Origin of the sequence: Natrinema amylolyticum, from assembly GCF_020515625.1 — an archaeon.
Taxonomy (GTDB): Archaea; Halobacteriota; Halobacteria; order Halobacteriales; family Natrialbaceae; genus Natrinema; species Natrinema amylolyticum.
Genome location: NZ_JAIWPJ010000005.1, coordinates 109,710 through 135,108 on the forward strand (window position 1 = coordinate 109,710; position 25,399 = coordinate 135,108).

General features: G+C 66.5%; 27 protein-coding genes. 19 read left to right on the forward strand and 8 right to left on the reverse strand.

The window, feature by feature from the left end; genetic code table 11:
- The first annotated feature begins 44 nt into the window (after positions 1 to 44).
- Positions 45 to 1,385, forward strand: a complete 1,341-nt coding sequence (locus tag LDH66_RS20645) for an isochorismate synthase (RefSeq protein WP_226482968.1) — start codon at positions 45 to 47, stop codon at positions 1,383 to 1,385.
- Positions 1,386 to 1,395: 10 nt separating this feature from the next.
- Positions 1,396 to 3,237: a 2-succinyl-5-enolpyruvyl-6-hydroxy-3-cyclohexene-1-carboxylic-acid synthase gene (gene menD / locus LDH66_RS20650; RefSeq protein WP_226482969.1), complete on the forward strand. Its 1,842-nt coding sequence runs from the start codon at positions 1,396 to 1,398 to the stop codon at positions 3,235 to 3,237.
- A gap of 2 nt (positions 3,238 to 3,239) precedes the next feature.
- Here the strand turns inward: menD and LDH66_RS20655 are convergent, their stop codons facing one another.
- A complete protein-coding gene (locus LDH66_RS20655; protein WP_226482970.1) occupies positions 3,240 to 4,250 on the reverse strand; it encodes a J domain-containing protein in 1,011 nt (336 codons plus the stop codon).
- 294 nt (positions 4,251 to 4,544) lie between these two features.
- Here LDH66_RS20655 and LDH66_RS20660 point away from each other — a divergent pair, with 294 nt between their 5' ends.
- The 8 genes from LDH66_RS20660 to LDH66_RS23330 all read left to right on the forward strand — a co-directional run bounded on the left by LDH66_RS20660 (position 4,545) and on the right by LDH66_RS23330 (position 12,168).
- Positions 4,545 to 5,435 (forward strand): 1,4-dihydroxy-2-naphthoyl-CoA synthase, encoded by an 891-nt coding sequence (locus tag LDH66_RS20660; protein WP_226482971.1) that lies wholly within the window; start codon positions 4,545 to 4,547, stop codon positions 5,433 to 5,435.
- Between the two features lie 42 nt (positions 5,436 to 5,477).
- Positions 5,478 to 6,677, forward strand: coding sequence for a DUF7350 domain-containing protein (locus tag LDH66_RS20665; RefSeq protein WP_226482972.1), 1,200 nt, complete (start codon positions 5,478 to 5,480; stop codon positions 6,675 to 6,677).
- A 65-nt stretch (positions 6,678 to 6,742) separates the two neighbouring features.
- The gene (locus LDH66_RS20670) at positions 6,743 to 7,687 is read left to right on the forward strand and encodes a 1,4-dihydroxy-2-naphthoate polyprenyltransferase (RefSeq protein WP_226482973.1); all 945 of its coding nucleotides are present in this window, start codon (positions 6,743 to 6,745) and stop codon (positions 7,685 to 7,687) included.
- Positions 7,684 to 8,778 (forward strand): mandelate racemase/muconate lactonizing enzyme family protein, encoded by a 1,095-nt coding sequence (locus LDH66_RS20675; protein ID WP_226482974.1) that lies wholly within the window; start codon positions 7,684 to 7,686, stop codon positions 8,776 to 8,778. The genes LDH66_RS20670 and LDH66_RS20675 overlap by 4 nt, the downstream gene beginning before the upstream one ends.
- Positions 8,775 to 10,394 carry a class I adenylate-forming enzyme family protein gene (locus LDH66_RS20680; RefSeq protein ID WP_226482975.1) on the forward strand — a complete coding sequence of 540 codons (1,620 nt, stop codon included), beginning with the start codon at positions 8,775 to 8,777 and terminating at the stop codon, positions 10,392 to 10,394. Before LDH66_RS20675 ends, LDH66_RS20680 begins: the two co-directional genes overlap by 4 nt.
- An 81-nt stretch (positions 10,395 to 10,475) precedes the next feature.
- Positions 10,476 to 11,291 carry an NRDE family protein gene (locus tag LDH66_RS20685; protein WP_226482976.1) on the forward strand — a complete coding sequence of 272 codons (816 nt, stop codon included), beginning with the start codon at positions 10,476 to 10,478 and terminating at the stop codon, positions 11,289 to 11,291.
- A 72-nt stretch (positions 11,292 to 11,363) separates the two neighbouring features.
- Positions 11,364 to 11,714, forward strand: a complete 351-nt coding sequence (locus LDH66_RS20690) for a helix-turn-helix transcriptional regulator (RefSeq protein ID WP_007108567.1) — start codon at positions 11,364 to 11,366, stop codon at positions 11,712 to 11,714.
- 166 nt (positions 11,715 to 11,880) lie between these two features.
- Positions 11,881 to 12,168, forward strand: a complete 288-nt coding sequence (locus tag LDH66_RS23330) for a hypothetical protein (RefSeq protein ID WP_425492982.1) — start codon at positions 11,881 to 11,883, stop codon at positions 12,166 to 12,168.
- Positions 12,169 to 12,437: 269 nt separating this feature from the next.
- On the opposite strand, the gene LDH66_RS20700 is transcribed toward LDH66_RS23330, so the two are convergent.
- The 3 genes from LDH66_RS20700 to gatC all read right to left on the reverse strand — a co-directional run bounded on the left by LDH66_RS20700 (position 12,438) and on the right by gatC (position 14,531).
- Positions 12,438 to 12,851 (reverse strand): DUF8048 family protein, encoded by a 414-nt coding sequence (locus tag LDH66_RS20700; RefSeq protein WP_226482977.1) that lies wholly within the window; start codon positions 12,849 to 12,851, stop codon positions 12,438 to 12,440.
- A gap of 130 nt (positions 12,852 to 12,981) precedes the next feature.
- A complete protein-coding gene (gatA, locus tag LDH66_RS20705) occupies positions 12,982 to 14,250 on the reverse strand; it encodes an Asp-tRNA(Asn)/Glu-tRNA(Gln) amidotransferase subunit GatA (RefSeq protein WP_226482978.1) in 1,269 nt (422 codons plus the stop codon).
- A 2-nt stretch (positions 14,251 to 14,252) separates the two neighbouring features.
- Complete coding sequence (gatC, locus tag LDH66_RS20710; RefSeq protein WP_226482979.1) at positions 14,253 to 14,531, reverse strand: Asp-tRNA(Asn)/Glu-tRNA(Gln) amidotransferase subunit GatC; 279 nt, start codon at positions 14,529 to 14,531, stop codon at positions 14,253 to 14,255.
- A 196-nt stretch (positions 14,532 to 14,727) separates the two neighbouring features.
- Between gatC and LDH66_RS20715 the strand changes: the two genes are divergently transcribed.
- Both LDH66_RS20715 and LDH66_RS23030 read left to right on the forward strand, forming a co-directional pair.
- Entirely contained in the window at positions 14,728 to 15,717 is a 990-nt protein-coding gene (locus tag LDH66_RS20715) for a transcription initiation factor IIB (RefSeq protein ID WP_226482980.1), read from the forward strand.
- Between the two features lie 139 nt (positions 15,718 to 15,856).
- Positions 15,857 to 15,982, forward strand: a complete 126-nt coding sequence (locus tag LDH66_RS23030) for a hypothetical protein (protein ID WP_264182568.1) — start codon at positions 15,857 to 15,859, stop codon at positions 15,980 to 15,982.
- A 172-nt stretch (positions 15,983 to 16,154) separates the two neighbouring features.
- Here the strand turns inward: LDH66_RS23030 and nirK are convergent, their stop codons facing one another.
- Entirely contained in the window at positions 16,155 to 17,243 is a 1,089-nt protein-coding gene (gene nirK / locus LDH66_RS20720) for a copper-containing nitrite reductase (RefSeq protein WP_226482981.1), read from the reverse strand.
- A 236-nt stretch (positions 17,244 to 17,479) separates the two neighbouring features.
- Between nirK and LDH66_RS20725 the strand changes: the two genes are divergently transcribed.
- Positions 17,480 to 18,418 carry an alpha/beta fold hydrolase gene (locus tag LDH66_RS20725; RefSeq protein WP_226482982.1) on the forward strand — a complete coding sequence of 313 codons (939 nt, stop codon included), beginning with the start codon at positions 17,480 to 17,482 and terminating at the stop codon, positions 18,416 to 18,418.
- Here the strand turns inward: LDH66_RS20725 and LDH66_RS20730 are convergent.
- From LDH66_RS20730 to LDH66_RS20740, 3 genes are all read right to left on the reverse strand, one after another.
- Entirely contained in the window at positions 18,402 to 18,665 is a 264-nt protein-coding gene (locus LDH66_RS20730; RefSeq protein WP_226482983.1) for a DUF2249 domain-containing protein, read from the reverse strand. The two genes, LDH66_RS20725 and LDH66_RS20730, sit on opposite strands and share 17 nt — an antisense overlap.
- Positions 18,666 to 18,770: 105 nt before the next feature.
- Positions 18,771 to 19,004 (reverse strand): DUF2249 domain-containing protein, encoded by a 234-nt coding sequence (locus LDH66_RS20735; RefSeq protein WP_226482984.1) that lies wholly within the window; start codon positions 19,002 to 19,004, stop codon positions 18,771 to 18,773.
- Positions 19,005 to 19,072: 68 nt separating this feature from the next.
- On the reverse strand, positions 19,073 to 19,300 hold the full coding sequence (locus LDH66_RS20740) for a DUF2249 domain-containing protein (protein ID WP_226482985.1): 228 nt from the start codon (positions 19,298 to 19,300) through the stop codon (positions 19,073 to 19,075).
- A gap of 135 nt (positions 19,301 to 19,435) precedes the next feature.
- On the opposite strand from LDH66_RS20740, the gene LDH66_RS20745 reads away from it, so the two are divergent.
- From LDH66_RS20745 to LDH66_RS20770, 6 genes are all read left to right on the forward strand, one after another.
- A complete protein-coding gene (locus LDH66_RS20745; RefSeq protein WP_226482986.1) occupies positions 19,436 to 20,110 on the forward strand; it encodes a helix-turn-helix domain-containing protein in 675 nt (224 codons plus the stop codon).
- A gap of 238 nt (positions 20,111 to 20,348) precedes the next feature.
- Positions 20,349 to 22,016: a 4Fe-4S ferredoxin N-terminal domain-containing protein gene (locus LDH66_RS20750; RefSeq protein WP_226482987.1), complete on the forward strand. Its 1,668-nt coding sequence runs from the start codon at positions 20,349 to 20,351 to the stop codon at positions 22,014 to 22,016.
- Positions 22,013 to 23,365 carry an NrfD/PsrC family molybdoenzyme membrane anchor subunit gene (gene nrfD, locus LDH66_RS20755; RefSeq protein ID WP_226482988.1) on the forward strand — a complete coding sequence of 451 codons (1,353 nt, stop codon included), beginning with the start codon at positions 22,013 to 22,015 and terminating at the stop codon, positions 23,363 to 23,365. The genes LDH66_RS20750 and nrfD overlap by 4 nt, the downstream gene beginning before the upstream one ends.
- Entirely contained in the window at positions 23,362 to 23,673 is a 312-nt protein-coding gene (locus LDH66_RS20760; RefSeq protein WP_226482989.1) for a hypothetical protein, read from the forward strand. The genes nrfD and LDH66_RS20760 overlap by 4 nt, the downstream gene beginning before the upstream one ends.
- Before the next feature lie 151 nt (positions 23,674 to 23,824).
- Positions 23,825 to 24,916 (forward strand): Mrp/NBP35 family ATP-binding protein, encoded by a 1,092-nt coding sequence (locus LDH66_RS20765; protein ID WP_226482990.1) that lies wholly within the window; start codon positions 23,825 to 23,827, stop codon positions 24,914 to 24,916.
- A 148-nt stretch (positions 24,917 to 25,064) separates the two neighbouring features.
- On the forward strand, positions 25,065 to 25,391 hold the full coding sequence (locus tag LDH66_RS20770) for a cupin domain-containing protein (protein WP_226482991.1): 327 nt from the start codon (positions 25,065 to 25,067) through the stop codon (positions 25,389 to 25,391).
- The last annotated feature ends 8 nt before the right edge of the window (positions 25,392 to 25,399 follow it).

The following is a 25,399-nucleotide window of genomic DNA, read 5'->3' on the forward strand; positions in this document are numbered from 1 at the left end:
CCGAATAGTTAGGCTGAAGGCCGGGCGGTCCTGACGTGCGGTCGATGGACCGATCGTCGGGCGATGGCCGACTGGCGGGTGAGACGGAGCCGGCTGATGGCGTCGACCTCGTCAGCCGGAGTCGCGAACTCGAGGGAGTCTCTTTCAGTGCAATGCTCGACGGGAGCGCCGAGTCGCGCGTCCAGTGGGCCACGCCCGGCGGTCTCGAACTCGTCGGTCGGGGCGTCGCCGCTCGCTTCGCTGCCGGCGGCACCGACCGATTCGATCGCGTTCGAACGCAGGCGAGCCGCGCATTCGACGGGCTCGCACACGACGGTCCCGATGCGGCCAGACCGCGAGCCTTCGGGGGCGTCTCGTTTCACGACGGCCACGAGCCGGACCCGCCCTGGACCGGCTTCGAGGCGGCCTCGTTCGTCGTCCCGCAGGTGCTCGTCACTCGGACCGACGACGGGACGTGGCTGACCGCCGTCGGTACCCGGAGCGACGATACCGACGACCGCCTCGAGCGCTGGCACGAGCGCCTGACGTCGCTGCCGGCGATGCGACCGAGCGGATCGACGCCCGGCGTCGCCGCGACGCGGCGGACGACCTCGCCCGCCCAGTGGACCGATCAGGTCGAGACCGCACTCGAGCGGATCGCCGACGGCCGATTGACGAAAGTCGTCCTCGCACAGTCCCTCTCGGTGGAACTCGAAGGGCCGGTCGACGTCCCCGCGACCCTCGAGCGTCTGCGCCGCCGGTATCCGAACTGTTATCGCTTCCTGATCGGTCACGAGATCGGCGGCACCTTCTTCGGCGCGCCACCCGAGCGACTGGTCTCGAAACGCGGCCGGCGCGTCGAGACGGAAGCGCTCGCCGGCTCGGTGCCCCGCGGCGAGACACCGGCCGAGGACGAGGAGCACGTCGAACGCATGCGAGCGGACGAGAAGTTTCAGCACGAACACGGGCTCGTCGCGGACGCGATCCGGGAGCAACTCGCCCCGTTCGCGCGCGATCTCACCGTGAGCGAACAGACGATCCGCCGGCTGGCGACGATTCAGCACCTCCAGACGCCGATCGAAGCGACGCTCTCGGGCGATCGCCACGTCCTCGAGATCGTCGAAGCGTTGCACCCGACGCCCGCGGTCGGCGGCGTTCCGCCGGACGCGGCGTGGGAGACGATCCGAGACACGGAGACGTTCGAGCGCGGCTGGTACGCCGCGCCGGTGGGCTGGTTCGACGCCGACGGCGACGGCGAGTTCGCGGTCGCTATCCGCTCGGGCATCGCGGCCGACGGAACGGTGACGCTCTTCGCCGGGAACGGCATCGTCGCCGACAGCGATCCGGACGACGAGTGGGACGAAGTACAGCTGAAGTACCGACCGATCCTCGATGAACTGCGGTAGTCCCTGACCGATGTCTGCACCGAACCGCGCGACCCTGTGGGGTCGCGTCCTCGCCGACGAACTCGCGAACGGCGGCCTCGAGGCCGTCTGTATCGCCCCGGGAAGCCGCTCGACGCCGCTGACGGTCGCGTTCGCCGAGCACCCCGAGATCGATGTCTACTCGCACTTAGACGAGCGCTCGGCGGCCTACTTCGCGCTCGGACGCGCCCGCCGGACCGGCGAGCCGACGGCGCTGGTCTGTACCTCCGGGACGGCCGCGGCGAACTTTCATCCCGCCGTGATGGAGGCCGATCAGGCGCGGGTCCCGCTGCTCGTCCTCACGGCCGATCGGCCGCCCGAACTCCGGGACAGCGGCGCGAACCAGACCGTCGATCAGGTCAAACTTTACGGCGACGCGGTCCGGTGGTATACCGAACTCCCCGAACCCGAAGCCGACGAGCGGAAGGTCCGGAGTCTCCGGACGACCGCCGCTCGAGCGCTCTCGGAGACGACCGGCGTCCCGCCGGGTCCCGTCCACCTGAACTGTCCGTTCCGCAAGCCCCTCGAGCCGATCGAGGTGCCGGGCGACGTGCCCGACTCGTTCGCCGAGACGACGGCCGGCTGGGGGCGGGACGGCCCCTTCGTCGACGCCACCGGTGGAACGCGGACGCTCGCCGACGACGACCACCGACGGCTGCTGCGAGCGCTCGCGGCCGCCGACCGGCCGCTGCTCGTCGCGGGTCCCGCCGATCCGGCGACGCTCGCGGCGCTCGAGCCCGCGGCCGTCACCGAACTTGCCGACCGGCTCGGTGCACCGCTCCTCGCGGATCCGCTCTCTGGACTGCGATTCGGCCCCCACGTCGGCGGGGAGAGCGAACGCGACGACGGAAACGGGGGACCGCGGACGATCTACGGCGGTTACGACGCGTATATCGCCGAGTTACCGGCTCCGGACGTCGTGCTCCGGATCGGCGACTCTCCGACGTCGAAACCGCTCCGTCACTGGCTGCGGGACGCCAACGCCCGACAGTTCCTCGTCGATCCCGCGGGCTCGTGGCGCGAGGCGACCTTTACCGCGACGGACCTGCTGGCGGCCGAGCCCGAGGCTGTCGTCGACGGACTGCTCGAGGCACTCGCGGCTTCAGGCGGCGAGATCGAGGAGATCGGGACCGACGACGCGTGGCGCGCCCGGTTCGACGCGGCCGAACGCCGCCACTGGGCGATCCGCGACGAGGCGCTGACCGCGGACGCGCTCGAGTCCGACCCCTTCGAGGGGGCGATCCTCGCCTCGGCGGTGTCGAACGCGCCGGATCCGGCGACGGTGTTCGTCTCGAACAGCATGCCGATCCGGGACGCCGACCGATTCGCCCGGCCGCGAGCCGCCGACCTGACGGTGCTCGCGAACCGCGGCGCGAGCGGGATCGACGGGATCGCCAGCACGGCACTCGGGGCCGGCAGCGCGACCGACGACCCGCTGGTGCTGGTGACCGGCGATTTAGCGTTCTACCACGATTCGAACGGTCTGCTCGCGGTCGATCGGTGTGACGTCGCCGCTACGATCGTCCTCCTCGACAACGACGGCGGCGGTATCTTCCACAAACTCCCAATCGAAGAGTTCGATCCGCCCTTCACGGACCAGTTCAAGACGCCCCACGGCGTTGAGTTCGAGGAACTCGCCGACGCACACGGCCTCGAGTTCGAGCGCGTCGCGCCCGCGGCGTTCGCGGACGCCTACCGACGGTCGCTCGAGCGACCCGGAACGCAGGTGCTCGCCGTCGAATTCGATTCGGATGCGAATCACCGGCGGCGCGACGCGCTCGAAAGGAGGGTCCAGAACGCGATCGGAGCAGGGTCCGAGCCGGAGCGAGACTGATTCTAGGGCCGCAAGACCCACCAGAGCGCAACTGCGTAGCCGAGCGGAACCCAGGCGAAGGCGAGCGCCAGCAAGCCGAACAGGGAGAGGAGTTCGACCGACTCGAACCGAGCGATTCCGACCGGAAAGAGCACGCTCCAGACGCCGAACGTCACGGCCGCGATCCGCGGCATCGTCAGCAGGTAGCCGATCAGCGCGAGCGTACAGGCGGCGACGACCGCGTTGATCGGCAGCGAAAACAGCGGCGTCAGGCTCGCGGCGACGAAGAGCGGATACAGGAGGGCGACGGTCCCGAGCGATATCACCGCGGTCTGATCGAGCGTCGGCCCCTCCCACTCGAGGTCGACTTCGTCGTCCCAGTCGTGGACGGAGTAGCCGGCCTCTTCGGGGTCCCCCGTCTCAGTCGTAGCCCCCGACGCGGCCGTGTCGGCCCTCGAACTCCCGGACTCGTCCGCGCCGAACGGATCGCCGTTCGCCGCTCGCCGTTTCGATCGCTGGCGGCGGCGTTTGGACCGTTGGCGCGCGTGGTGGTTCCCCGTCTGAGCAGTGTCTCCGTTCCCGGTTTGCCCGCCCGTCTGTCGGCCGCTTGCGGTCGTCCGTCCGCCGGCCGCGTCGGACTCGGTCGTTCCCGTTCCGGTCGCCCTCCCCGAGCCGGTCGTCGTCTTCCCAGTGGCTCCCGTCTCGCTACCGGTCGACGTCTGCCGGGAGTGCGTCCGGCTCGAGCCTGCAGCCGACTGCGCGGACCCGTCGCTCGCAGCGCTCGAGTCGTCGGCGGCCGCTCCGTCGCCGGGTCCGACGTACGCCTCGTGACCGAGTCGGTCGTACCGCGCGCGCTCCGTCTCGTCCGTGAGCACCGATTTCGCGGTCATCACCCGCTGGAATCGCTCGGCCGCGTCGGGGTCGTCGGAGTGGTCCGGATGCGTCTCGAGGACGCGGTCGCGGTAGGCCGACTCGATTTCGTCCCGGGTCGCGTCCGGCTCGACCTCGAGGACGTCGTAGTACGTCTCCCCCATCTCGTGGACGGTCGGATGGCTGGGTGAAAAATCACTCGAATGAAATGACTGTCGCCGTCGGCGACTCGTTTCTCGAGCGGAGGGAGTTCGGTCACGAGGCCAGAGCGGTCGATTTCGGCCATTTAAATCACATAGCGATATATCAAATACGGGCCTCGAGCGGAGAGACAGTCCGAACCGGGCACCCCGAATAGCGACCGGCAACGAATCGACGAGACGACGAGTCGCCACCGGACGGTCGAAGCGACGGCGGACGCGAACCTATTTCACGCCCGGCACACCAACGTCGAACCAATGGTTTCGGAACTCTTTGATCCTGAGAAATGGGATCCCACGGAGCTAAACGACGAGTTTCAGGACATCACGTACCATCGAGCGGTCGACTCCGGGACGGTCCGGATCGCGTTCGATCGGCCCGACGTCCGCAACGCCTTCCGACCCGGAACGGTCGATGAACTGTACGACGCGCTCGACCACGCCAAGCGCCAGACCGACGTAGGCTGTATTCTGCTGACCGGAAACGGGCCATCCTCGAAGGACGGCGGCTGGGCGTTCTGTTCCGGCGGCGACCAGACGATTCGCGGCGAGGACGGGTATCAGTACGAGGGCGACGAGGAACGGGCATCGGAACAGGGACGACTCCATATTCTCGAGGTCCAGCGCCTGATCCGCCACATTCCGAAGGTGGTCGTCGCCGTGGTTCCGGGCTGGGCCGTCGGCGGCGGTCACTCGCTGCACGTGGTCTGCGATCTCACGCTCGCGAGCGAGGAGCACGCGAAGTTTCTCCAGACCGATCCGGACGTGGCGAGCTACGACGCCGGCTTCGGCTCGGCCTACCTCGCCAAACAGATCGGACAGAAGAAGGCCCGCGAGGTCTTCTTCCTCGGGAAGACTTACGACGCCGAGGAGGCCGCGGAGATGGGGATGGTCAACGAAGCGGTTCCCCACGAGGAGTTAGAGGAGACCGCCCTCGAGTGGGGCGACCGCATTAACTCCAAGAGCCCGACGGCGATGCGGATGCTCAAGTACGCGTTCAACATGACCGACGACGGGATGGTCGGCCAGCAGGTCTTCGCCGGCGAGGCGACGCGGCTGGGCTACATGACCGACGAGGCGAAGGAGGGGCGGGACGCGTTCGTGGAAGGTCGCGAGCCGGACTTCGACGACTTCCCGTGGCACTACTGACGTGACCGAGCGGTCGCAGCGTTACTCGAGTCCACAGCTGATATGAACCGACGAACGATCCTCCGGCGGACGACCGCGCTCCCGGCGGCACTGGCCGTCGCGGGCTGTGCGGCACCGGGCAGTGAGCCCGGCGAGAGCGACGGCAGCGCCGATGACGGTGGGGACGGGACCGACTCTCCAGACGTCTCGGGAACCGCCCCGATCCCGCAAATAGAGGACCCGCCCGAGGCGGTCTACCTCCCCGGCCACCGGAAGTCGATGCGGGTCCTCGAGCCGGTCACTGCCGGCGAGTACGCGCTCGCGCCGATGCTCTCGTATCCGCATCCGTTCTGGACCGTCACCGGGACCGACCGACACCGCGTCGAACCGACGGCCGGTCGCGGCGTCCATCTCATGCTCGTCTGCTGGGATCGGGAGACCGGCGTCGTCCTCCCCGGCGACGCCGAGCCGAGAGTGACGATTACTCGGCGGGGAGAGCGGGTCACGTCGCGACAGCTCTGGCCCATGCTCTCCCAGGAGATGGGTCTCCACTTCGGCGACAACCTCACGCTGCCGGCGGACGACACCTACACCGTCAGCGTCGACCTCCCGCCGCTGCCGACGCGGCGGACCGGCTCCCTCGCGGACCGGTTCACCGACGGCGGGTCCGCTACGTTCGAGTTCGCGTACGATCGGGCGTTCCGCGAGGCGGTCGTCGAGGGGATCGACCTGCTCGAGCGAGAGCGCTGGGGCGAACGGGGGGCGCTCGAGCCGATGGCGCACGGCGACGGGAGTTCCAACGCCGAACGCCCGTACTCCGCGCTACCGCCGGCCGCCGACGTTCCCGGCACGCGGCTGGTCGAATCGAACGCAGCGGCAGACGCGAACGCCGATGACGACCTTCCCAGCAGCGGCGACGCGGCGTTCGTCGTCACGCTGCTCGAGTCCGACTCGCAGTTGGCAGACGGCGAAGGGCGATACCTGCTCGTCTCGCCGCGAACGCCGTACAACCGCGTTCCGCTGGTGAACACGTCGCTGCGCGCTGTCGTCCGACGGGACGGTTCGACAGTCGAGGACCTCGAACTGACGCAGACGCTCGACGCCGAGGTCGGCCTCCACTACGGACGATCGGGTGCGGACGTTCGACCGGGCGATTCGGTCATGCTCGAGATCGAATCGCCGCCGCAAGCGGCCCGCCACCAGGGGTACGAGACCGCTTTTTTCGACATGGAACCCCTCGAGCTGGTGGTCCCCGCGGCGTGAGGGTAGGTCGGGGCGGCGACTCGCAATGCCAACGTTGACACTCTCTCGAGTGGGACACTCGTACAATGAGTTCGGCCGAGGTCGATATTTCACGGACGAAGGCGTGGCTGATGGCGGCCCGCCCCCAGACCTTGCCCGCGGCTGCGGCCCCGATCATCGTGGGGACGGGGTTGGCGGTCCACGAGGGCGTGTTCGCGCCGCTGCCGGCGGTGATAGCGTTCGTCGGTGCGGCGCTGATTCAGGTCGGGACGAACTTCGCGAACGACTATTACGACGCGGTCAAGGGTGCCGATACCGAGGATCGCGAGGGCTTTACCCGCGTCACCCAATCAGGGCTCATCTCCCCCGAACAGGTCAAGCTCGCGACCGCCGTGACGTTCGGGCTGGCGATCCTCACCGGTACCTATCTCGTCTACGTCGGGGGGCTTCCGATCCTCGTCGTGGGGCTCGTGAGCGTCTTCTGCGGCTGGGCCTACACCGGCGGTCCCTACCCGCTGGGCTATCACGGGCTGGGCGATCTCTTCGTGTTCGTCTTCTTCGGCCTCATTGCGGTGACGGGAACCTACTACGTCCAGGCCGCGGCCGTCCTCGCGGAGCCGCTTGCGACGACGATCCCCGAGGGGACGATCACGCGCGAAGCCGTCGCGGCGAGCCTGCCGGTCGCCGGGCTCTCGACGGCCATCATCATCGTGAACAACGTTCGCGACCGGGAGACCGACGCCGAGACCGGCAAGCGAACCCTCGCGGTCCGGCTCGGCTACCGGTGGAGCCGTATCGAGTACGTCGCCATGCTCGCGCTCGCCTACGTCGTGCCCGTCTGGTTCTGGCTCCGCGCGGACGTCGGCCCCGGCGCGTTGCTCCCGCTGGTGACGCTCCCCTACGCCGCGATGGTCGCCCGAACGGTCTGTACGCGAACCGATGGTGAGGCGCTCAACCCGGCGCTCGAGCAGACGGGCAAACTGCTCGCGATATACGCGATCTGTTTCGCTGGAGGACTGGTTGCGCTATGAGTCCGAACGACGATCTCTCCCTGGAGTACCGCTCGTTCTCGCTGGAGCTGGCCGAGCCCCTCGAGACGGCGGACGGGGCGATCGACTCCCGAGACGGCTTTCTCGTCCGGTTGGTCGACGACGCGGCGAGCGGGGACGGCCCCGGCGACGATCCGGCCGTCGGCTACGGCGAAGCGACGCCGCTGTCGGGCTGGACGGAGTCGCGCGAGGACTGCGAGGCGGCCCTCGAGCGCGCACGGGACGCGATTCGAACGAACGGCCCGAGCGAGGCGCTCGAGGCGGTCGACCGGCAGGTCGCGGCCCGACACGCACTGGCGCTCGCGCTGGCGGACCTGCAGGCGACCCGCGAGTCGACGCCGCTGTACCGCTACCTCGGACAGGGGCCGATGGTCGGTCGCGTGCCGGTCAACGCGACGATCGGTGACGGATCGCCGACCGAGACCGCCGAGGAGGCCCGCGCCGCCGTCGATCGCGGCTTCGGCTCCTGTAAGCTGAAGGTCGGCCTCCGGAGCGTCGAGGAGGACGTCGAACGCGTCCGCCGCGTTCGCGAGACCGTCGGCGACGGCGTCGAACTGCGGGCCGACGCCAACGAGGCCTGGACCTACGAGGAGGCCCGGTCGGCGCTCGAGTCCTTCGGCGACCTCGGCGTTTCGATCCTCGAGCAACCGCTGCCCGCGGGCGCGCTCGAGGGCCACGCGGACCTCCGCGAGCTGCAGACCGGTGTCTCGATCGCGCTCGACGAGGGGCTGCTCGAGCACGGCGTCGACGCGATCTGTGACGCCGGCGCGGCGGACGTCGTCGTCCTGAAACCCATGGCGCTGGGCGGGATCGACGTGGCCCGTAAGGTCGCGGCCTGGCTGACTGAACTCGACGTCACGCCGCTGGTGACGACGACGATCGACGGGGTCGTCGCTCGGACGGGCGCGGTCCACCTCGCGGCGGCGATTCCGGACGTGCCGGCCTGCGGGCTCGCGACCGGCGAACTGCTCGCGACCGATCTGGGTCGCGATCCCGTGTTGCTCGAGAAAGGGTCGGCCGTCGTCCCGCAGGCGAAGGGACTCGGCGTCTCGGACGTGTGGGGCGATCGATGATCGGCGAGCCGGTCGACTGGCCGACGCGCGATCTGGTCGCCCATCGCGCCGCCGCGACGCCACAGCAGACGGCGCTGATCGATATCGAGACCGGGACGGCGTGGCGTTTCCGCGAGTTCGATAACCGCGTCGACCGCGTCGCGTCGCGTCTCGAGGACCGCGTCCTCGCGGGGAGCGGTACCGAGCGAGACGATCGGGAGCGGATCGGCCTCCTCATGGACACCCGTCCCGCCTTCGCGACGCTCTTTTTCGCCGCGATGCGGACCGGCGCGACGGTGGTCCCGCTGAACGTCCGCGAGACGACCGGCGAACTCGCGGCGAAGGTCGAACGGACGGACGTCACCGCGATCGTCTGCGAGCGCGAGACCGAAGCCGCCGCGCTCGAGATCGCTGCCGACACCGCAGTTGACGTTCGCTCGGTGGACGAGCCGGGGAGGGACCGAACGGGGTCACTGGTCCCGTCCGATTCGAGCGACGTGACGGATTCCGGTCTCGAGAGCCGGTCGGTCGAGCCGGTCCCGCTCGAGCGCGACGACACCCAGTTGATCATGTTCACGTCCGGCACGTCCGGGGAGCCGAAGGCCGTCCGGCTGACGGTCGGCAACCTCGTCGCGAGCGCGACCGCTTCGGCGTTCCGGCTGGGCGCGAATCCGGCCGATCGGTGGCTGTGCTGTCTCCCGATGTATCACATGGGCGGACTGGCTCCCGTGATTCGGTCAGTGTTGTACGGGACGACCGTAGTGATCCAGCGCGACTTCGGCGCGGAATCGACCGCTCGTGTGCTCGACGACTACGACGTGACCGGCGTCTCGCTCGTTCCGACGATGTGCAAGCGGTTACTCGACGCCGGCTGGGAGCCGGCCGACGCGCTGCGGTTCGTCCTGCTCGGCGGCGCGCCCGCGTCCGACGAGTTGCTCGAGCGCTGCCGAAGGGCGGGCGTTCCGGCCCATCCGACGTACGGGATGACCGAGACGGCGTCCCAGATCGCGACGGCGACGCCCGCCGAGACCGGAACACACGAGGGAACCGTGGGACAGCCGCTGCTTTTCACCGACGTCTCCGTCGTCGACGGGACGGGTTCGCCGGTCGAATCCGGCGAGCCAGGCGAACTCGTCGTCTCGGGACCAACGGTGACGCCAGGCTATCTCGATGACGAGCAGACTGCGGCGGTGTTCGGCGAACGCGGCTTCCACACCGGCGACGTCGGCTATCGCGACGCCGACGGCCGCCTGTGGATCCTCAACCGCCGCAGCGATCGCATCGTCACCGGCGGTGAGAACGTCGATCCCGGCGAGGTCGTCGCCGCGCTCCGTGCGCATTCCCGCGTCGAGGACGCCGCGGTCGTCGGGCTCGCCGACGAGGAGTGGGGCGAACGGGTCGCGGCGCTCGTCGTTCCCGATTCGGAGACGAGGACAGAGACGGGACCGGACGCCGATCGGGTCCTCGAGCCCCGGTCGCTGCTCGCCCACTGCGACGAGCGCCTCGCCGGGTTCAAGCGCCCGAAGACGATCGGCTTCGCCGACGCGCTCCCCCGGACGGCCTCGGGAACCGTCGATCGCGAGGCGGTTCGAGAGCGCCTGCTCGAGGCGGGGACGGACGTCACCGACGCGGTGTGACCGCCGGTCGCTCGTTATCCGCGTCTCGGTGAGACTGCCGCTGGAACGGAAGTTAAGGCATTGGCGTCCCTACCCCGAGTCGTGTGTACGCTCACGCTCGCCTGGCAGGTCTTCGACGACGCGCCGGTCGCGGTCGCCGCCAACCGCGACGAAGCGCTGGGCCGGGAGTCGACTCCGCCCGCCGTCTACGACGAGGAGCCGCTGATCGTCGCGCCGCGCGACGCCGAGGCCGGCGGCACGTGGATCGGCTACAACGAACACGGCGTCTTTGCGGGACTGACGAACAAGTGGACCGACACTGACCTCGCCGGCGAACGGTCGCGCGGGTTGCTCGTCGCCGACGCGCTCGAGGCGCGGTCCGCCGCGGCGGCGAAATCGATCGTCGAGGACGCGACCGATGCCGACGAGTACGGCGGCTTCTACCTCGTCGTCGCGGACGAAGCGGACGCGTTCTGTTACCAGTGGGACGGCGCGCTCTCCCTGACCGAGTTCGAGCCGGGGATTCACATCGTCGTCAACGTCGCCGTCGACGAGGACGTCGACGTGCCGTCGATTCGGTCTGAAGCGGGACGTGAGCAAGCGGCGAACGCTCGAGCGGTGCGCGAGGCGCTCGCGGCCGAACCGGGAGAGACGGCCGCGGAGTGGCTCGAGCGGGCGGGCGACGTCCTCGGTGATCACGAGTACGGCGTCTGTATCCATCGAGACGGGTTCGGGACCCGGTCGTCGTCGCTGATCGCGCTCGGTCCGGAGCTGACGCGATACGCCTACGCACCCGGCCCGCCCTGTCGGACGAGCTACGAGGGCGTGACCGTCACCGCGGGGTCCGGCACGGCCGTCGACCTCGCGAGCGACCGTCGGGGCGACGACCCGGCAGTCGACGGCGAAGGGCACATTTAAGCGGCTCGCTCCATCTCGTATGGATATGGACGCACTCCTGCCAGTAGCGACGCACACGGTGAGGTGGTCACCGTGAGCGTTTCCGCGGCCGAAGCCGAACTCACCGACGACGAGCGGGCCGGTCTCGAACTCGTTCGTGAGTCCGGCGGCATCCACCAGAGCGACTTCTGGAAGGAATTGGACGTCTCCTCGCGGAAGGGTAGCCGGATCGTCGAGTCCCTCGTCGAGAAGGAACTCGTCGACCGAGAGGAGACGGTCTACGACGGTCACAACACCTACTACATCTCGCCGACCGCTCGAGACCTCGATTTCACCCTCTTGATGGCCGGCGACATGCTCTCGCCCTTTATCGGCGAGGAAGAGGTCGATCCCAACAGCGACGCCTTCTCGCAGTGGATCATGAACCTCGCGTACGAGGAATAATCGCCGCCCCGGCCGACCGAACGAGCCGAAAACGGATTTTGCGGATTTGTCGCCCGGAAGCGCCTCGAGCGCTCGGTGTCGAGTCGTCCGCGTTTCGGCGTCTCGGCCTGGTTCGGCATGCTCGCGAATTTACGCTCGATTCCTCTGCGCCCCGCACCTGAGCGACGTGCGTGAACGTGACCAGCCCGATTCCGCCGACGAGGTTCCTCGCGGTCGCGACGACGACCGTCTCGACCAGCGCACCGTAGCCGACCGCGGCACCGAAGCAGATCCCGAAAAAGACGTGGATCGCAGTGACGACGACGTGGTCGAAGGGGCCGAGGGCCAACAGGAATCCGACGACGTACCCGAACTGGGGTTCGACCAGCCCGTCGACGACGCCCAGCGCGGCGATGCCGAAGACGATGTGAATCCCACGATGAAACTCGTCGACGCGAACTCGAGCAGCGACTGATCGAGTTGTCATTGCCCTTCCGTGACCGCCCGGTCGAATACTTCCGCGGGATCCGGTGCGATCGGCACACGGTACGTACGGTTCGCTGACAAATAAGCGCGTGACATGAATACACCGTAGCGATGAGCGACGGTGGAGGCACGCAAAGCGTCACCGAGCGATTCTCTCACGCGAACGATATATTCGTATAATCTGATAGGTACACGTTCGAGCAGGCGACAGATATCGGGTTCCACGACGGAGTCCGGTCGGGCCCGAATTCGCGACCGCTACTCGTAGAGATCGAATCGCTCGATGAGGACGAACGGGTCTCGTTCGCGATTGTAGTAGGAGACGTCGCCGTCGACGGCCTCGATGACCCGCCGGTGGACCTCGCGTGCGGCCCGGCCCTCGTCGGGATCCAGGTGGTGTTTCCCGCGCATGTCGGTCCAGAACCCGCCGTCGAGCCACAGTAGGGTCTCGTCGGTGGACTGGTAGACGACCTCCCCCTGATCGGTCAGGCCGTCGATCGCGAACTGGCGGCCGGAGAGCTGTGCGCGAGCGAGGACGGCGATGAGCTGCCGACGTGAGATCGGTGCATGGAGCGCGACGTCGTCGATGGTTTCGCCGAAATACGCCTCGACGAGGTCACACGCCCGCGAGAACTCGTCGAACTCGACTTCCTGATCCTGTGCGATCTTCATAACGGTCTAACCGAGCGATTCTTTCGGTTAGATGGCTGTTAGGAAAACCAGTATAAAAATCTATGCCTCGGTCAGTCACCCCGTCACCACCGTCATTGGGTCGATCCCGGTCTGCAGGCGCTCGAGCGGGTTAGGCGAGCGCACTCGCAGCGCGGATCAACCGCTCCTCGCCGAAGGCGGGACCGACGAGTTGGAGGCCGACGGGGAGGCCGTCGGTTTCGCCCGCCGGAACCGAGATAGCGGGCAGATCGGCGAGGTTGACCGGCACCGTGTTCGCGTCGGCGAGGTACAACTGGAGCGGATCGTCCAGGCTCTCGCCGAGTTCGAACGGCGGGACCGGCATCGTGGGGCTCGCGAGGACGTCGGCCTCCGAGAGCGCCTCGTCGAAGTCCTGCTTGACCCACGCGCGAGCGTCTTGGGCCTTCTTGTAGTACTTGTCGTGGTAACCTGCCGAGAGCGCGTAGGTACCGAGCAGGATCCGTCGCTTGACCTCGTCACCGAAGCCCTCCTCGCGGGCCCGAGCGAAGGTCTCGTTCCAGTTGCCGTCGTAGCCGCCCGAGTGCCCGTAGCGGACGCCGTCGAACCGCGCGAGGTTCGAAGAGGCTTCCGACATCGCGATCACGTAGTAGGCCTCGACGGCGTGCTCGACCGACGGCAGCGAGACCTCGTGATACTCCGCACCGCGGTCCTCGAGTTCGCCAAGGGCCTCCCAGAACGTCTCGACGACGCCCTCGTCGGCCCCCTCGAGCAACTCCGTGGGAACGCCGATCTGGAGCCCGTCGACGTCGCCGGTCGCGGCGTCGGCGTAGTTCGAGTCGTCGCCCTCGCTGCGAGTGGTCGCGTCGCGTTCGTCGCTCCCGGCGATCACGTCGAGCAGTTCGGCGGCGTCCTCGACGGTCTCGCCGAAGGGACCGATCTGTTCTAAACTGTTGCCGTAGGCCACGAGGCCGTACCGCGAGACCAGCCCGTACGTGGGTTTGATGCCGACGACGCCACAGAAGGCGGCCGGACAGCGGACCGAGCCGCCGGTGTCGGAACCGAGCGCGAGGTCGGCCTCGCCGGCGGCGACGGCGGCCGCAGAGCCGCCCGAAGAGCCGCCGGGCACGTGGCCCGGTGCGGCGGGGTTGTCCGTCTCGCCGAAGTAGGAGGTCTCGGTGGTCGTCCCCATCCCGAACTCGTCCATGTTAGCCTTGCCGACGATGGTCGCACCGGCGTCTTTCAGGCGCTCGACGACTGTCGCGTCGTAGGGCGGCACGTAGTCCTCGAGCATCCGCGAGCCGCAGGTCGTCCGGACGCCCTCGGTCGAGATATTGTCCTTGACCGCGACCGTTTTGCCGGCGAGAGGGCCGTCCTCGGCTCCCTCGATCCCCTCCTCGGTGATGAAAATGTTCTCCGACATGGTTATGAGACGTTCGGCCCCTTGAAGTAGCCGTCCTCGGTTTCCGGCGCGTTCCGGAGCGCTTCCTCGCTGTCCAGCGAGGCGCGTTCCTCGTCCGGTCGCATCACGTTCGCGAGGTCGGCGTCCCGATCGACTTCCGGCACCTCGTCTAACGTCTCGAAGTACTCGAGGATGTCCGCGAACTGCCCGGTGAACCGGTCGACCTCGTCGTCTGCGAGGTCGACGCGAGCCAAATCCGCGACGTGGCGGACCTCCTCGGGACTGACGGCGTCGTCGCTCATACGTGTTCGCACCGGCCTCCGGAGAGTAAGGGTTTCGATACGGCCGGCGCGACCGCAGGCCGCGTTCCCGCGCGTCGGGTGTCGGAGCCCGTCTCGGTTTCGTCCCGTCCTCGTTACCCCCAGCGTTTAAGTGACAGGAATCCGTTAAAATAGACGAGAGAACGTTTTCCAGCGATTGGTTCCCGATTCGCTGACAATGACCGATACTCCCATTCGAACGCGGACTGACGAGCGAGAGCAGACCGAGCCCGAAACCGAGAGCGAAGCGTCGGCCGAAACCGCCCGCGAGCGAGAGCAGTGTCCGGAGTGTGGCGGCCGACTGGTCGCCGACGACGAACACGCCGAGACCGTCTGCGAGGACTGCGGACTGGTCGTCGACGAGGGCGAGATCGACCGCGGCCCCGAGTGGCGCGCCTTCGACGCCGCCGAGAAAGACGAGAAGTCCCGCGTCGGTGCGCCGACGACCAACATGATGCACGATCAGGGGCTCTCGACGAACATCGGCTGGCAGAACAAGGACGCCTACGGGAAGTCCCTGAGCTCCCGCCAACGCGAGAAGATGCAGCGCCTGCGCACATGGAACGAGCGCTTCCGGACTCGCAACTCCAGGGAACGCAACCTGAAGCAGGCGCTGGGCGAGATCGATCGGATGGCCTCCGCGCTCGGCCTCCCGGAGAACGTCCGAGAAACCGCCAGCGTCATCTACCGGCGCGCCCTCGAGGAGGACCTCCTGCCGGGTCGCTCGATCGAAGGCGTCGCGACCGCGTCGCTGTACGCCGCCGCTCGCCAGGCCGGCACCCCGCGCAGCTTGGACGAGATCTCGGCCGTCTCCCGCGTCGAGAAACCCGAGGTCGCCCGCACCTATCGATACGTCGTCCGGGAACTCGGACTGGAGGTCCAGCCGGCCGATCCCGAGAGCTACGTTCCCCGCTTCGCCAGCGACCTCGACCTCTCCGACGAGACCGAACTGCGCGCTCGCGACCTGCTGGCGACGGCGAAAGAGAAGGGAATTCACAGCGGTAAGTCCCCGGTCGGCCTCGCCGCCGCGGCGGTCTACGCGGCCGCGCTCCTGACGAACGAACAGGTCACCCAGAACGACGTCAGCGAGGTCGCCAGTATCTCCGAAGTGACTATCCGAAACCGCTACCACGAGCTGCTCGAGGCCGAAGACGGAGCGACGGTCTGATTTACCGGTGGAATCGCCCCTCGAGTCGTTCGTTCAATAGCTAATTACCGGATCTTAATTCGTTACTACCGCGCCGAATGCTCGCGTTCGATCGGTTAAGAACTGTATACTCAAGGACTATTTCATCGGTGTTGATAGTATGCACTGTGATAACTGTGACGCCGACGAGGTTGCATACACGTTAACGACCCACGTCGAACCGGCGGGGCAGGAGCACGTCCAACTCCACTTCTGCTCGACCGACTGCCTCCGCGTCTGGACGTGACGTGGGTCTCGGGCGGACCGGCCGGTTCACGACGGCGAGACGACTCCGCAGCCGGTATCGTCCGCGAGCGGCGGCTCCGAATCGCCTCGAGCGGCGTCGAGTCGAGCAGGCAGGTCGAACGGGGAACGGATAGGTTCGGAAAAGAGCTGATGGGGGAGCGGGACGGTCCCGCTCACGGGTCTTCGTCGTAGACGTCTCGAGTGGGCTCGCCGCTGACGTCGATGACGCCGAGGGCGCCGCGGCGGGCCGCGCGGGTCAGCGCGTGGTCGACGATCTTGACCGGCCCGGGCACCGGGAACTCCATCTCGGCGGCGGCCGTCGTCCCCGGCGCGACGGGTGCGGTTTCGATATTGCGCTCGGGTTCGGTCAGGAGGTCGCCATCGCGGTAGTAGCGGCTCCAGACGTTCCCGATCGGGTGGAGCGAGCTCAGCAGGTTCGGACCGCCGTTGGCGAAGTAGACCCGTGCGGTCTCGCCGGTCTCGGCCTGCATCGGCTGGCCGCCGTCGGGGGCGAAGCCGTAGGCCTGGCCGTTGAACACGACGTAGGTCGGCTGTTCGGCGAGCATGGCGTCGAAGTCGAAGCCGTGGTGGCCTTTCTCACCGACGTCGCCGTCGGTGTAGATCTCGTGCTGGCCGAGGTAGTACTCGGTGTCGACCTCGGGGAGGCCGTCCTCGGGCTCGACGAGGATCGAACCGAACATGCCGCTGCTGATGTGCTGATCCATGTTCGGGATCGCACAGTGGTAGATGAACACGCCCGCGTAGTCAGCGGTGAAGCTGATCTGGGTGGGGTCGTCGCCGGGCGCGATCGTGGTCGCGTCGGCCCCGCCGCCGGGGCCGTAGACCGCGTGGAAGTCCATGTTGTGGGCGGCCACGTTCAGATCCTCCGGGACGTCGAAGGTAAGGTTCACCCGGTCGCCGCGCCGGACTCGGACCATCGGGCCGGGGACCTGCCCTTCGAAGGTCATGTAGTCGAAGGTGACCCCCGGCTCGATCTCGGCGGTCACCCGCTCGGTCCGGATCGTGACGTCGTGTTCACGGGGCTCGTCCCAGTCGACCGGTGGGGGAATGTCCGTCGGATCCCGCGCGATCCGGTCGACGTCGGCCGTTTTCGCCGCCGGCAGTCCCTCCTCGGCCGCCGGCTCGTCGGTTCCAGCGCTGTTCCCCTGGGCGTCGCTATCGAGACAGCCGGCCACCGCCAGCGCGCCGGTCACCCCGATCGCCTGCAGTACATGCCGCCGGTTGAGTTGGGATTGGGTCATTGTCCTCACTCGGGGATAGGAGTGGACGTATGATCAACCATCACGACGGTTCTCGACGAATAGTAATCGAGTCGACCGAACCCCCGATATCGTGGGCAGTTAAGTACCCCTCGCCGCTGACTGTCTGCAGGGCGATTTCCGACCGCTCGACGTCCGTGTATCGGCGGCTCGAGGCCCGGGATTTCGCGGCGGTGCCTGCCCAATCGATATGAGGGGCGGCGATGCACGGAGACGTGATGGGCGCAACTTCGCGGTCGATGGTCACGAGCGGGGAAATCGGGTCCGTCATCCCGTCGACGGTCGACGCGGAATCGACCTATCGGACGGTCAACGGGATCGAGTTACACGTCGTCGCGGCCGGCGACGAGACGGATCCACTGGTCGTCTTGCTCCACGGCTTTCCCGAGTTCTGGTACAGCTGGCGGTCCCAGATCGCACCGCTGGTCGAGGCCGGATACCGAGTCCTGGCCCCCGACCTGCGCGGATACAACCTGAGCGAGAAACCGACCGGCGTGCGACCGTACCGGATTCGCGAATCGTCGCGAGACGTCGCCGACCTGATCGCGACGGAGGACCGAGACGCCGCACGCGTCGTCGGCCACGACTGGGGCGGCATGGTCGCCTGGGATCTCGGACTCCACCGCCCGGAGACGGTCGATCGACTCGCCGTCGTCAACGCCCCCCACCCAACCGCCTATCGGCGGCAACTCGTCTCGAACCCCGAGCAACTGCGCCGCAGTTGGTACGCCGCGGCGTTCCAACTGCCGTGGCTCCCCGAGTTCGCCTGCCGATACGCTGACTATCGCTTGCTCGAGCGAGCCCTTCGCGAAACCGCCGCGCCGGGGGCGTTCAGCGACGATGACCTGGCCCGCTACCGTCGCGCCTGGGACCGGGACGGTGCGCTCACTGGCATGCTCAACTGGTACCGAGCGACCGCACGATACCCGCCGAGTCCGTCGACTGACCGGGTCGACGTGCCGACGCTCGTCGTCTGGGGCGAAGCGGACGCAGCGCTGGTGTCCGAACTCGCGGTCGACAGCGCGGGGTTCTGCTCGGAGAGCCGTCTCGAGTTACTGCCGGACGCGAGTCACTGGGTTCACCACGAAAAATCCGAGCGAGTAACGGACATCCTGCGCGAGCACCTCGAGCCGGCGGGCGTCAGTCGTTCCAGATGACTGTCACGACCTCGTCCTCGAGTTCGGTGGTCTCGTAGCGGTAGCCTCGGTCCTCGAGTTTCGGGTAGAGGAACTGCGGAGCGCGGTCGTTGCGCTGGACAAGTACCGTCTCGTCGGGCAGTTCGACGAGGCGCTCGAGGGTCTGCTGGAGCGGGTTCGGCGGTCCGAGCGACCGCACGTCGAGGGTCTCTCGCGGGCGGTCGTTCGGCGCATCGGTGCGGTCGGCGACGGTGGTGGGTGTCGACATACGTGCTCGTTCGGTCCCGCGGGAGCTATCGTTCGCCCCGTACGTGTTCGGTCAGAGCGGAGCCAGCGAGCGGACAATCGTCCGCTGCGTTCGATCCCGCCCGAATTACGTCTCTACTTTCGGGAAGGTGGCGACGAACTCGTCAGGGGCGACCTGTTCGACCTCGTAGCCGTCAGCATCGAACTCGTCGACCTCGGCCTCGAACTCGTAGAACAACGGCTTCGGCTCGTGATCGTTGACGATGGTCAGCGACTCGCCCGGCTCGAGGGCGTCGAACTCGTCGTGGATCGTGGGATGGCGGTTCACCGGCGGAATGTCCCTGACGTCGAGTCGTGTCATGCACTTCGTACTCGGAACGAGTCCCGCATCGTCCTTCGTGCGAACATGATCGGTTCCGGGCCGGGTCGCTACGCGTGTTCGATGAGGACGTGCCAGACGCCGCCCTCGCGTTCCTCGCTCTCGTGAGTGAACCCGCGGTCGTCGAGCACCTCATAGAGCGGTTCCGGCTCGAACGGAGCGATCAGTCGCAGCCGGTGCTCCGCCTCGAGGTCCTCGAGGGCGGCCACGATGTCGTCGAACGGCGGGCCGTCGATCTCTCTGACGTCGAGCGTTCGGTCGGTGGATTTCGTTGCCATCGGTTTCGGGTTCGATCCGGGATCGGTTGGTCGTTCGTCCGAACGTGTTCGCGATTCCCGATCTTCCCGCCGGACGGGAATTTGCCGAACATATTCGTAGCCACCGGTATATAGTTTCGAGCGGAACACGTTCGTATGGCCCAAGCAACCCTCACTCTCACGATGCCCGAGGACGTCTGGATCCAGCAGATATCGACGGACTATCCCGAGTCGACCTTCCGGGTCCTCGCAGCCGTCCCCGGGTCCGAGTCCGGCTTCGCCCTCGTCCGGATCGCCGGTCCGGCGGTCCCCGAGGTGATCGAGGCCATGAACGATCACCCACAGCTCACCGAAATCACGCTCGCCCAGTGGAGCGACAACGAGGCGACGGTCCACTTCGAGACGACGGCACCGCTCCTGTTGTTCTCCTCTCGAGAGTCGGGAATGCCCATCGAGCTCCCGGTCGAAATCCAGGACGGCGAGGCGAAAATCGAGGTCACCGGCTCCCGCGAGCGCCTCGCCGAACTCGCCGAACAGCTCGAGCACTTCGGCCTGCAGTATCGGATCGATCACGTTCGCGAGCGGCTCCACGAGAGCCAACTGCTCTCGGAGCGCCAGCTCGAGGTGATCGTCGCGGCGGTCGACGAGGGATACTACGACACGCCGCGCCAGTCCTCGCTGACCGAACTGGCCGACCACCTCGACATCGCCAAGTCGACCTGCAGCGAGACGCTCCATCGGGCCGAGGAGGCGGTAATCAAACGATTCGTCGAGGACCTCCCGGGCGTCGACAGCAACGAACCGCTCGAAGAGGAACTCGCGAGCACCTAAACGGGATCGTTCGACGCGAGACGCTATCCGATCGATCGCCGGCCGTGCTCCGACCCGTCCTACTTATACTTGCGAATATGTTCGCGTCGATTCTCACGCGCTGGAAATCGGGTCGGTAGTTCATCCGAGTACGGTTGTGAGAGGGGGAATGAGGATAGATAAATGAACGATTTCAAGTGTATGCCGTCGAGTACCTCCGGCATGACACCAGTGTCATATTCAGAGGTGTTCTGATCTAATGAGCACGGACGATGAATCATTCCACCCGCTCGGCGAAGAGTGGGAGGACGAACTCGAGACGATGCTCGACGATACCGAGTACGACAGCGACCTCGGTATGGAAATGGCCCAGGACGCGATGCGGGTCACCAAGGGCGAGCTCTCCGAAGCCGAATTCCACGAGAAACATCACGAGGACGTGATGGAGGAGTTCGGCGAGGACGAGCGTCCGACCAAAGCGGCCTACGAGGCGGCACAGGAGGAGGCGAAGGGAACCGCCTCCAAGATGCTCGACGCTTTCGACGGCGACGGCGACGAGACCCGTCGCGAGACGATGAAGAAGATGGGGGTCGGCGCGGCGGCCGTCGGGCTCGGTGCCTGGGGGACCGTCGACGACGGTCCGGAAGAGAACCTCGCTGCTGAAGAAGGCGGACACAGTGAACCCCGTCAGGAGACCACCGAAGAGCGAGACACCCAGTGGGGGATGACGATCGACCTCGAGCGCTGTGACGGTTGTCTCACATGCATGACGGCCTGTACGCAGGAGAACGACCTCGATCAGGGCGTCAACTGGATGTACGTCATGGCCTGGGAGGACGAGCTTCACGGTGGGCCAGGAGAAGACGACAACACCGACGTCTACTCCGACTTCAACATGGGGAGCGAGTTCAACATGCTCGTGCGGCCGTGCCAGCACTGCACGGACGCTCCCTGTGAGAAGGTCTGTCCGACGACGGCCCGTCACACTCGCGACAAGGACGGTCTCGTCCTGACCGACTACGACGTTTGTATCGGCTGCCGGTACTGTCAGGTCGCCTGTCCCTACGGCGTCAACTACTTCCAGTGGGACGAGCCCAGCGTGGCCTACGAGGACATCGACGGGAACGAGAATCCGGAGAATCCTGACCAGATCACTCACGCGAAGTACGAACACGGCGAACGGTGGGTCGACAGCCGCGCACCTCGAGGGACGATGAGCAAGTGTACGATGTGTCCGTCCATGCAGGACGGCAAACAGGGCGAAGACAAGGTCGGGACGAGCGCCTGCGAAACGGCCTGTCCGCCGGGCGCGATCCAGTTCGGGAACGTCGAAGACGAGAAGAGTGACCCGTCTCAGCACCGCGAGCACCCGGTCAAGAGCCGAGCGATCATTCATCTAACAAACAGTGTTGACAGCACCAAAACCGCTCCGTCGGCGGACCAGATCGATAGCGCCCTCAGCGACGGCGACGACCTCGAGACCGCGATCGAGAATATCGACGGTCTCACCGAGGACATCCTCGCGATCATGAAGGCGATCGAAATCGTCAGCGAGGGGACCGAGCCCGGCGACGAAGAGAACAACACCATCCTGGAGAACGAACAGAATATCATCGCCGCCGTCGAGGCCTTCGAGCAGTACGTCGATCTCGAGAGCGAGGAGGCGCGCGACGACCTGCAACTCGGCGAGGGTAGCGAGCGGGACGCACAGTTCCGCCTCGAACAGTACACGGGTAATCCGAGTTCGTTCCAGCTACTCGAGGACGTCGGGACGAACCCGAACGTCACCTACCTCGGGCAGGAGCCTGGACCGGAGGCCCACCAGGTCGAGGGGCCGACCAAGTACGAGGACGTCGACCTGCTCGACAAGCGGCAGGAGGCTCTCGATAACGAGACTGTCGGCGGCATCGACGGGGTGTCGCTATGAGCACGAAGGAGCCAACCGAAGCGGACATCCTCCGTCCGATCAACACGCTCACGAAAAAGTACTTTATCGTCTACGGGATCGCAGCACTGGGACTCGTCGCGTTCCTCATCGCCTGGGCCTACCAGCTTCAGCAAGGGCTGATCGTTACTGGCCTCGGCGACTGGGGGAGCGGTGGCGGCTCGACGTGGGGACTGTACATCGGCGCGTTCATCTGGTGGGTCGGTGTCGCACACGGCGGCATCATCCTCTCGGCCGCCGTCAGACTCCTCGGAATGGACCGGTATATGCCGGTCGCCCGGCTCGCGGAGATGACCACGATCGGTGGCCTCTCGGCCGCCGGCTTCTACATTCTGGTCCACATGGGCCGTCCGGACCGGATGGTCACGAGCGTCATCGGCCACTACCATATCACGGTCAACAACTCGCCGCTGGTGTGGGACGTGACCGTCATTACGGCCTACTTCGTGCTGTCGGCGACCTATCTCGGCCTGACGCTGCGCTACGACGTCAACCGGCTGCGTGACGATCTGCCGGACATGTTCGAGCCGATCTACAAGGTGATGACGATCGGTTACACGAAGAAAGAAGACGAGGTCATCGATCGGATGGTCTGGTGGCTCGCAGCCGCAGTCATCATCATGGCCCCGCTCTTGCTCCACGGCGGCGTGATTCCGTGGCTGTTCGCGCTCCTGCCGGCGATGCCCGGCTGGACCGGCGCGATTCAGGGGCCGATGTTCCTGAGCATCGCGCTGATGTCGGCGATCAGCGGTATCATGATCATCTCCTATGCGTTCCGCCGCGCCTACGACTGGGATCACATCATCACTGACGACATCTTCCGCGGGCTGCTCCTGTGGCTCGGGTTCTTCACTCTGCTGTTCCTGTGGTTCCAGCTCCAGACGATCATCAACGGCGTCTTCCTCGGACCGACCAACAATGCGGTCGCGATCGAGGCGAAGATCGCCCACCCGGTCTACCAGGTTGCGATGACGATGATTTTCGGCACGCTCGTGTACATCTTCCTGCAGGGAATCCGTCCGGCCCTGTTCAGCAAGAAGCGAGCGCTCATCGCCAGCGGTATCATCCTTACCGGGACTCTGACCGAGAAGATCCTCTTCGTCGTCGAAGGATTCCTGCACCCGACGTTCGACATCTACGCCAACACGCCCGGGACCTACTTCCCGAGCGCGATCGAGTGGCTCTCGCTCGTCGGGACGACCGGGCTGGTTGTACTTTTATTCCTTAACCTCTCGAAGCTCGTCCCGGTGGTCGAACTCCACGCGATCGAACACATGCGCGGCGACCACGAGCACAGTGAGGAAGCGACCGAACCGGAGGTGGAAGCATGAGTTCAGCACTGACAACGATCCCGTCGGAACTCCTGTATCACGGATACGACGGCACGGCCGGCTTCACCGGTTTCGCCAACGAGGGGACCTACATCATCTTCGCCGTCATCCTGGTCCCGGTCTACATCATGCTCGCGGCCTGGTTCCTCGGTGAACCCCGCGACACGAAGGCCGGACTGACCGGCGTGAGCTACCTCGTCGGCCTGACGACGTCGATGTGGGTCGGGATGTTCGTCCTGACCGTGCTGATCGGCGTCGTCTTCTACGGCGGCCCGCCGGAGCCGATCAGCAGCGTCGGCCCGCCGTAACCGCTCCTCGAATCGCATCCGAACACCGCGTTTCATTTTTCGCACCTCGCTCCCGCAGGGCCCACTCCGTCACCCGTGAGCCCCACCTCTCGAGTATCGAACCATCACACGTATCCCGTTGCACGCCCTCTATTCGCAGCACACAGTCACTATGAGCATCACAGAACACGAACTCGAAATCAAACTCGAGGGGGTCGAGGATCCGGACATCGGCGAGGATATCGTCTCGCTGGGTCTGGTCAACGACGTCACCATCGACGACGAGACCGCCCGCATCTCGCTGGCGTTCAACGCGCCCTACGCGCCCTCCGAGATGGAGATCGGCAATCAGGTCCGCGAGATCATCCAGGACGCCGGCCTCGAGGCCGATCTGCGCGCCCACGTCGGCGAGGACCACGGCTTCGACGACGAGGTCCTCCCGCGAGTACGCAACGTCATCGCCGTCTCCTCCGGGAAGGGCGGCGTCGGGAAGACGACGGTCGCGGCCAACCTCGCCGCCGGACTCGACAAACGCGGTGCGATGGTCGGGCTGCTCGACGCCGACATTCACGGGCCGAACGTCCCGCAGATCCTCCCGCCGGAGAGCGATCCCGGCGTCACGCCCAACGAGGAGATCGTTCCGCCCCGTTCGGACGGCGTCCGTATCATCAGCATGGGGATGATGATGGAAGACGAGGACGACCCCGCGATCCTCCGCGGCCCGATGGTCAACAAGTTCATGATGAAGTTCCTCGAGGGCGTCGAGTGGGGCCGACTCGACTATCTCATCGTCGACCTGCCGCCGGGGACCGGCGACGCGACGCTGAACCTGCTCCAGTCGATGCCCGTGACGGGCTCGGTCGTCGTCACGACGCCCCAGGAGATGGCGTTAGACGACACTCGAAAGGGGATCCAGATGTTCAACAAACACGACACGCCGGTTCTGGGCGTCGTCGAGAATATGAGTTCGTTCATCTGTCCGTCCTGTGGCGACCAACACGGCCTGTTTGGGACCGGCGGTGCGGACACCATCGTCGACAAGTACGACGTCCCGCTGCTGGGCCGGATCCCGATCCACCCGGACTTCGGGGCCGACGGCAGCGAGGGCGCGCTCGTCAAGGACGACGACAGCGAGGTCCAGAGTCACCTCGAGGATGTCGTCGGCGAGGTCGCAGACCGGATCGGCGAGGCCAACCGCCGGACGGTCTCGGAAAACATCACGCAGGAACCCGCGAACAAGCTGCCGACCGAAACCGAAGACTAACTCCTCCTCGCCTCGAGACCGAGTCGTTTGGACCGCAGATCGAATTTTTCGCGCCGATCACGGAACCGAAGCGGTGCATCCGCTCAACAGCCGGTTTCGGTCTCCGTTTCCCCCGCCGTTATACCGCGTCCCGTCGAACCGACCGACCATGCTCGATACGTACGCCGATTCGATCGCCGACCTCGAGCCGGCCGACGGTGAGGTCGAGACCGCGGAACTGGTCGTCACTGATGACGTGCTCGTGAAGGCGTTCGCACTCGGACCGAACGCGGAACTCGAGGCCCACGAGCACGCCGACAGCACGAACGTCTTTCACGTGCTCGAGGGGACGGTGACCGTGATTCAGGGGGAGGAGAGCGAGCGGATCGACGCGCCCGGAGTGGTCCACCACGAGCGCGGCGTCACCCACGGCGCGAGAAACGAGACCGACGAGACGGTCGTCTTCACGGCGAGCCTCTGTCCGCTGCCGTCCTGACGGAGCAG

Coding starts and splice junctions, on each gene's coding strand:
- LDH66_RS20645 (WP_226482968.1), top strand. CDS start 45: ATGGACCGATCGTCGGGCGATGGCCGACTGGCGGGTGAGACGGAGCCG.
- menD (WP_226482969.1), top strand. CDS start 1,396: ATGTCTGCACCGAACCGCGCGACCCTGTGGGGTCGCGTCCTCGCCGAC.
- LDH66_RS20655 (WP_226482970.1), bottom strand. CDS start 4,250: ATGGGGGAGACGTACTACGACGTCCTCGAGGTCGAGCCGGACGCGACC.
- LDH66_RS20660 (WP_226482971.1), top strand. CDS start 4,545: ATGGTTTCGGAACTCTTTGATCCTGAGAAATGGGATCCCACGGAGCTA.
- LDH66_RS20665 (WP_226482972.1), top strand. CDS start 5,478: ATGAACCGACGAACGATCCTCCGGCGGACGACCGCGCTCCCGGCGGCA.
- LDH66_RS20670 (WP_226482973.1), top strand. CDS start 6,743: ATGAGTTCGGCCGAGGTCGATATTTCACGGACGAAGGCGTGGCTGATG.
- LDH66_RS20675 (WP_226482974.1), top strand. CDS start 7,684: ATGAGTCCGAACGACGATCTCTCCCTGGAGTACCGCTCGTTCTCGCTG.
- LDH66_RS20680 (WP_226482975.1), top strand. CDS start 8,775: ATGATCGGCGAGCCGGTCGACTGGCCGACGCGCGATCTGGTCGCCCAT.
- LDH66_RS20700 (WP_226482977.1), bottom strand. CDS start 12,851: ATGAAGATCGCACAGGATCAGGAAGTCGAGTTCGACGAGTTCTCGCGG.
- gatA (WP_226482978.1), bottom strand. CDS start 14,250: ATGTCGGAGAACATTTTCATCACCGAGGAGGGGATCGAGGGAGCCGAG.
- gatC (WP_226482979.1), bottom strand. CDS start 14,531: ATGAGCGACGACGCCGTCAGTCCCGAGGAGGTCCGCCACGTCGCGGAT.
- LDH66_RS20715 (WP_226482980.1), top strand. CDS start 14,728: ATGACCGATACTCCCATTCGAACGCGGACTGACGAGCGAGAGCAGACC.
- LDH66_RS23030 (WP_264182568.1), top strand. CDS start 15,857: ATGCACTGTGATAACTGTGACGCCGACGAGGTTGCATACACGTTAACG.
- nirK (WP_226482981.1), bottom strand. CDS start 17,243: ATGACCCAATCCCAACTCAACCGGCGGCATGTACTGCAGGCGATCGGG.
- LDH66_RS20725 (WP_226482982.1), top strand. CDS start 17,480: ATGGGCGCAACTTCGCGGTCGATGGTCACGAGCGGGGAAATCGGGTCC.
- LDH66_RS20730 (WP_226482983.1), bottom strand. CDS start 18,665: ATGTCGACACCCACCACCGTCGCCGACCGCACCGATGCGCCGAACGAC.
- LDH66_RS20735 (WP_226482984.1), bottom strand. CDS start 19,004: ATGACACGACTCGACGTCAGGGACATTCCGCCGGTGAACCGCCATCCC.
- LDH66_RS20740 (WP_226482985.1), bottom strand. CDS start 19,300: ATGGCAACGAAATCCACCGACCGAACGCTCGACGTCAGAGAGATCGAC.
- LDH66_RS20745 (WP_226482986.1), top strand. CDS start 19,436: ATGGCCCAAGCAACCCTCACTCTCACGATGCCCGAGGACGTCTGGATC.
- LDH66_RS20750 (WP_226482987.1), top strand. CDS start 20,349: ATGAGCACGGACGATGAATCATTCCACCCGCTCGGCGAAGAGTGGGAG.
- nrfD (WP_226482988.1), top strand. CDS start 22,013: ATGAGCACGAAGGAGCCAACCGAAGCGGACATCCTCCGTCCGATCAAC.
- LDH66_RS20760 (WP_226482989.1), top strand. CDS start 23,362: ATGAGTTCAGCACTGACAACGATCCCGTCGGAACTCCTGTATCACGGA.
- LDH66_RS20765 (WP_226482990.1), top strand. CDS start 23,825: ATGAGCATCACAGAACACGAACTCGAAATCAAACTCGAGGGGGTCGAG.
- LDH66_RS20770 (WP_226482991.1), top strand. CDS start 25,065: ATGCTCGATACGTACGCCGATTCGATCGCCGACCTCGAGCCGGCCGAC.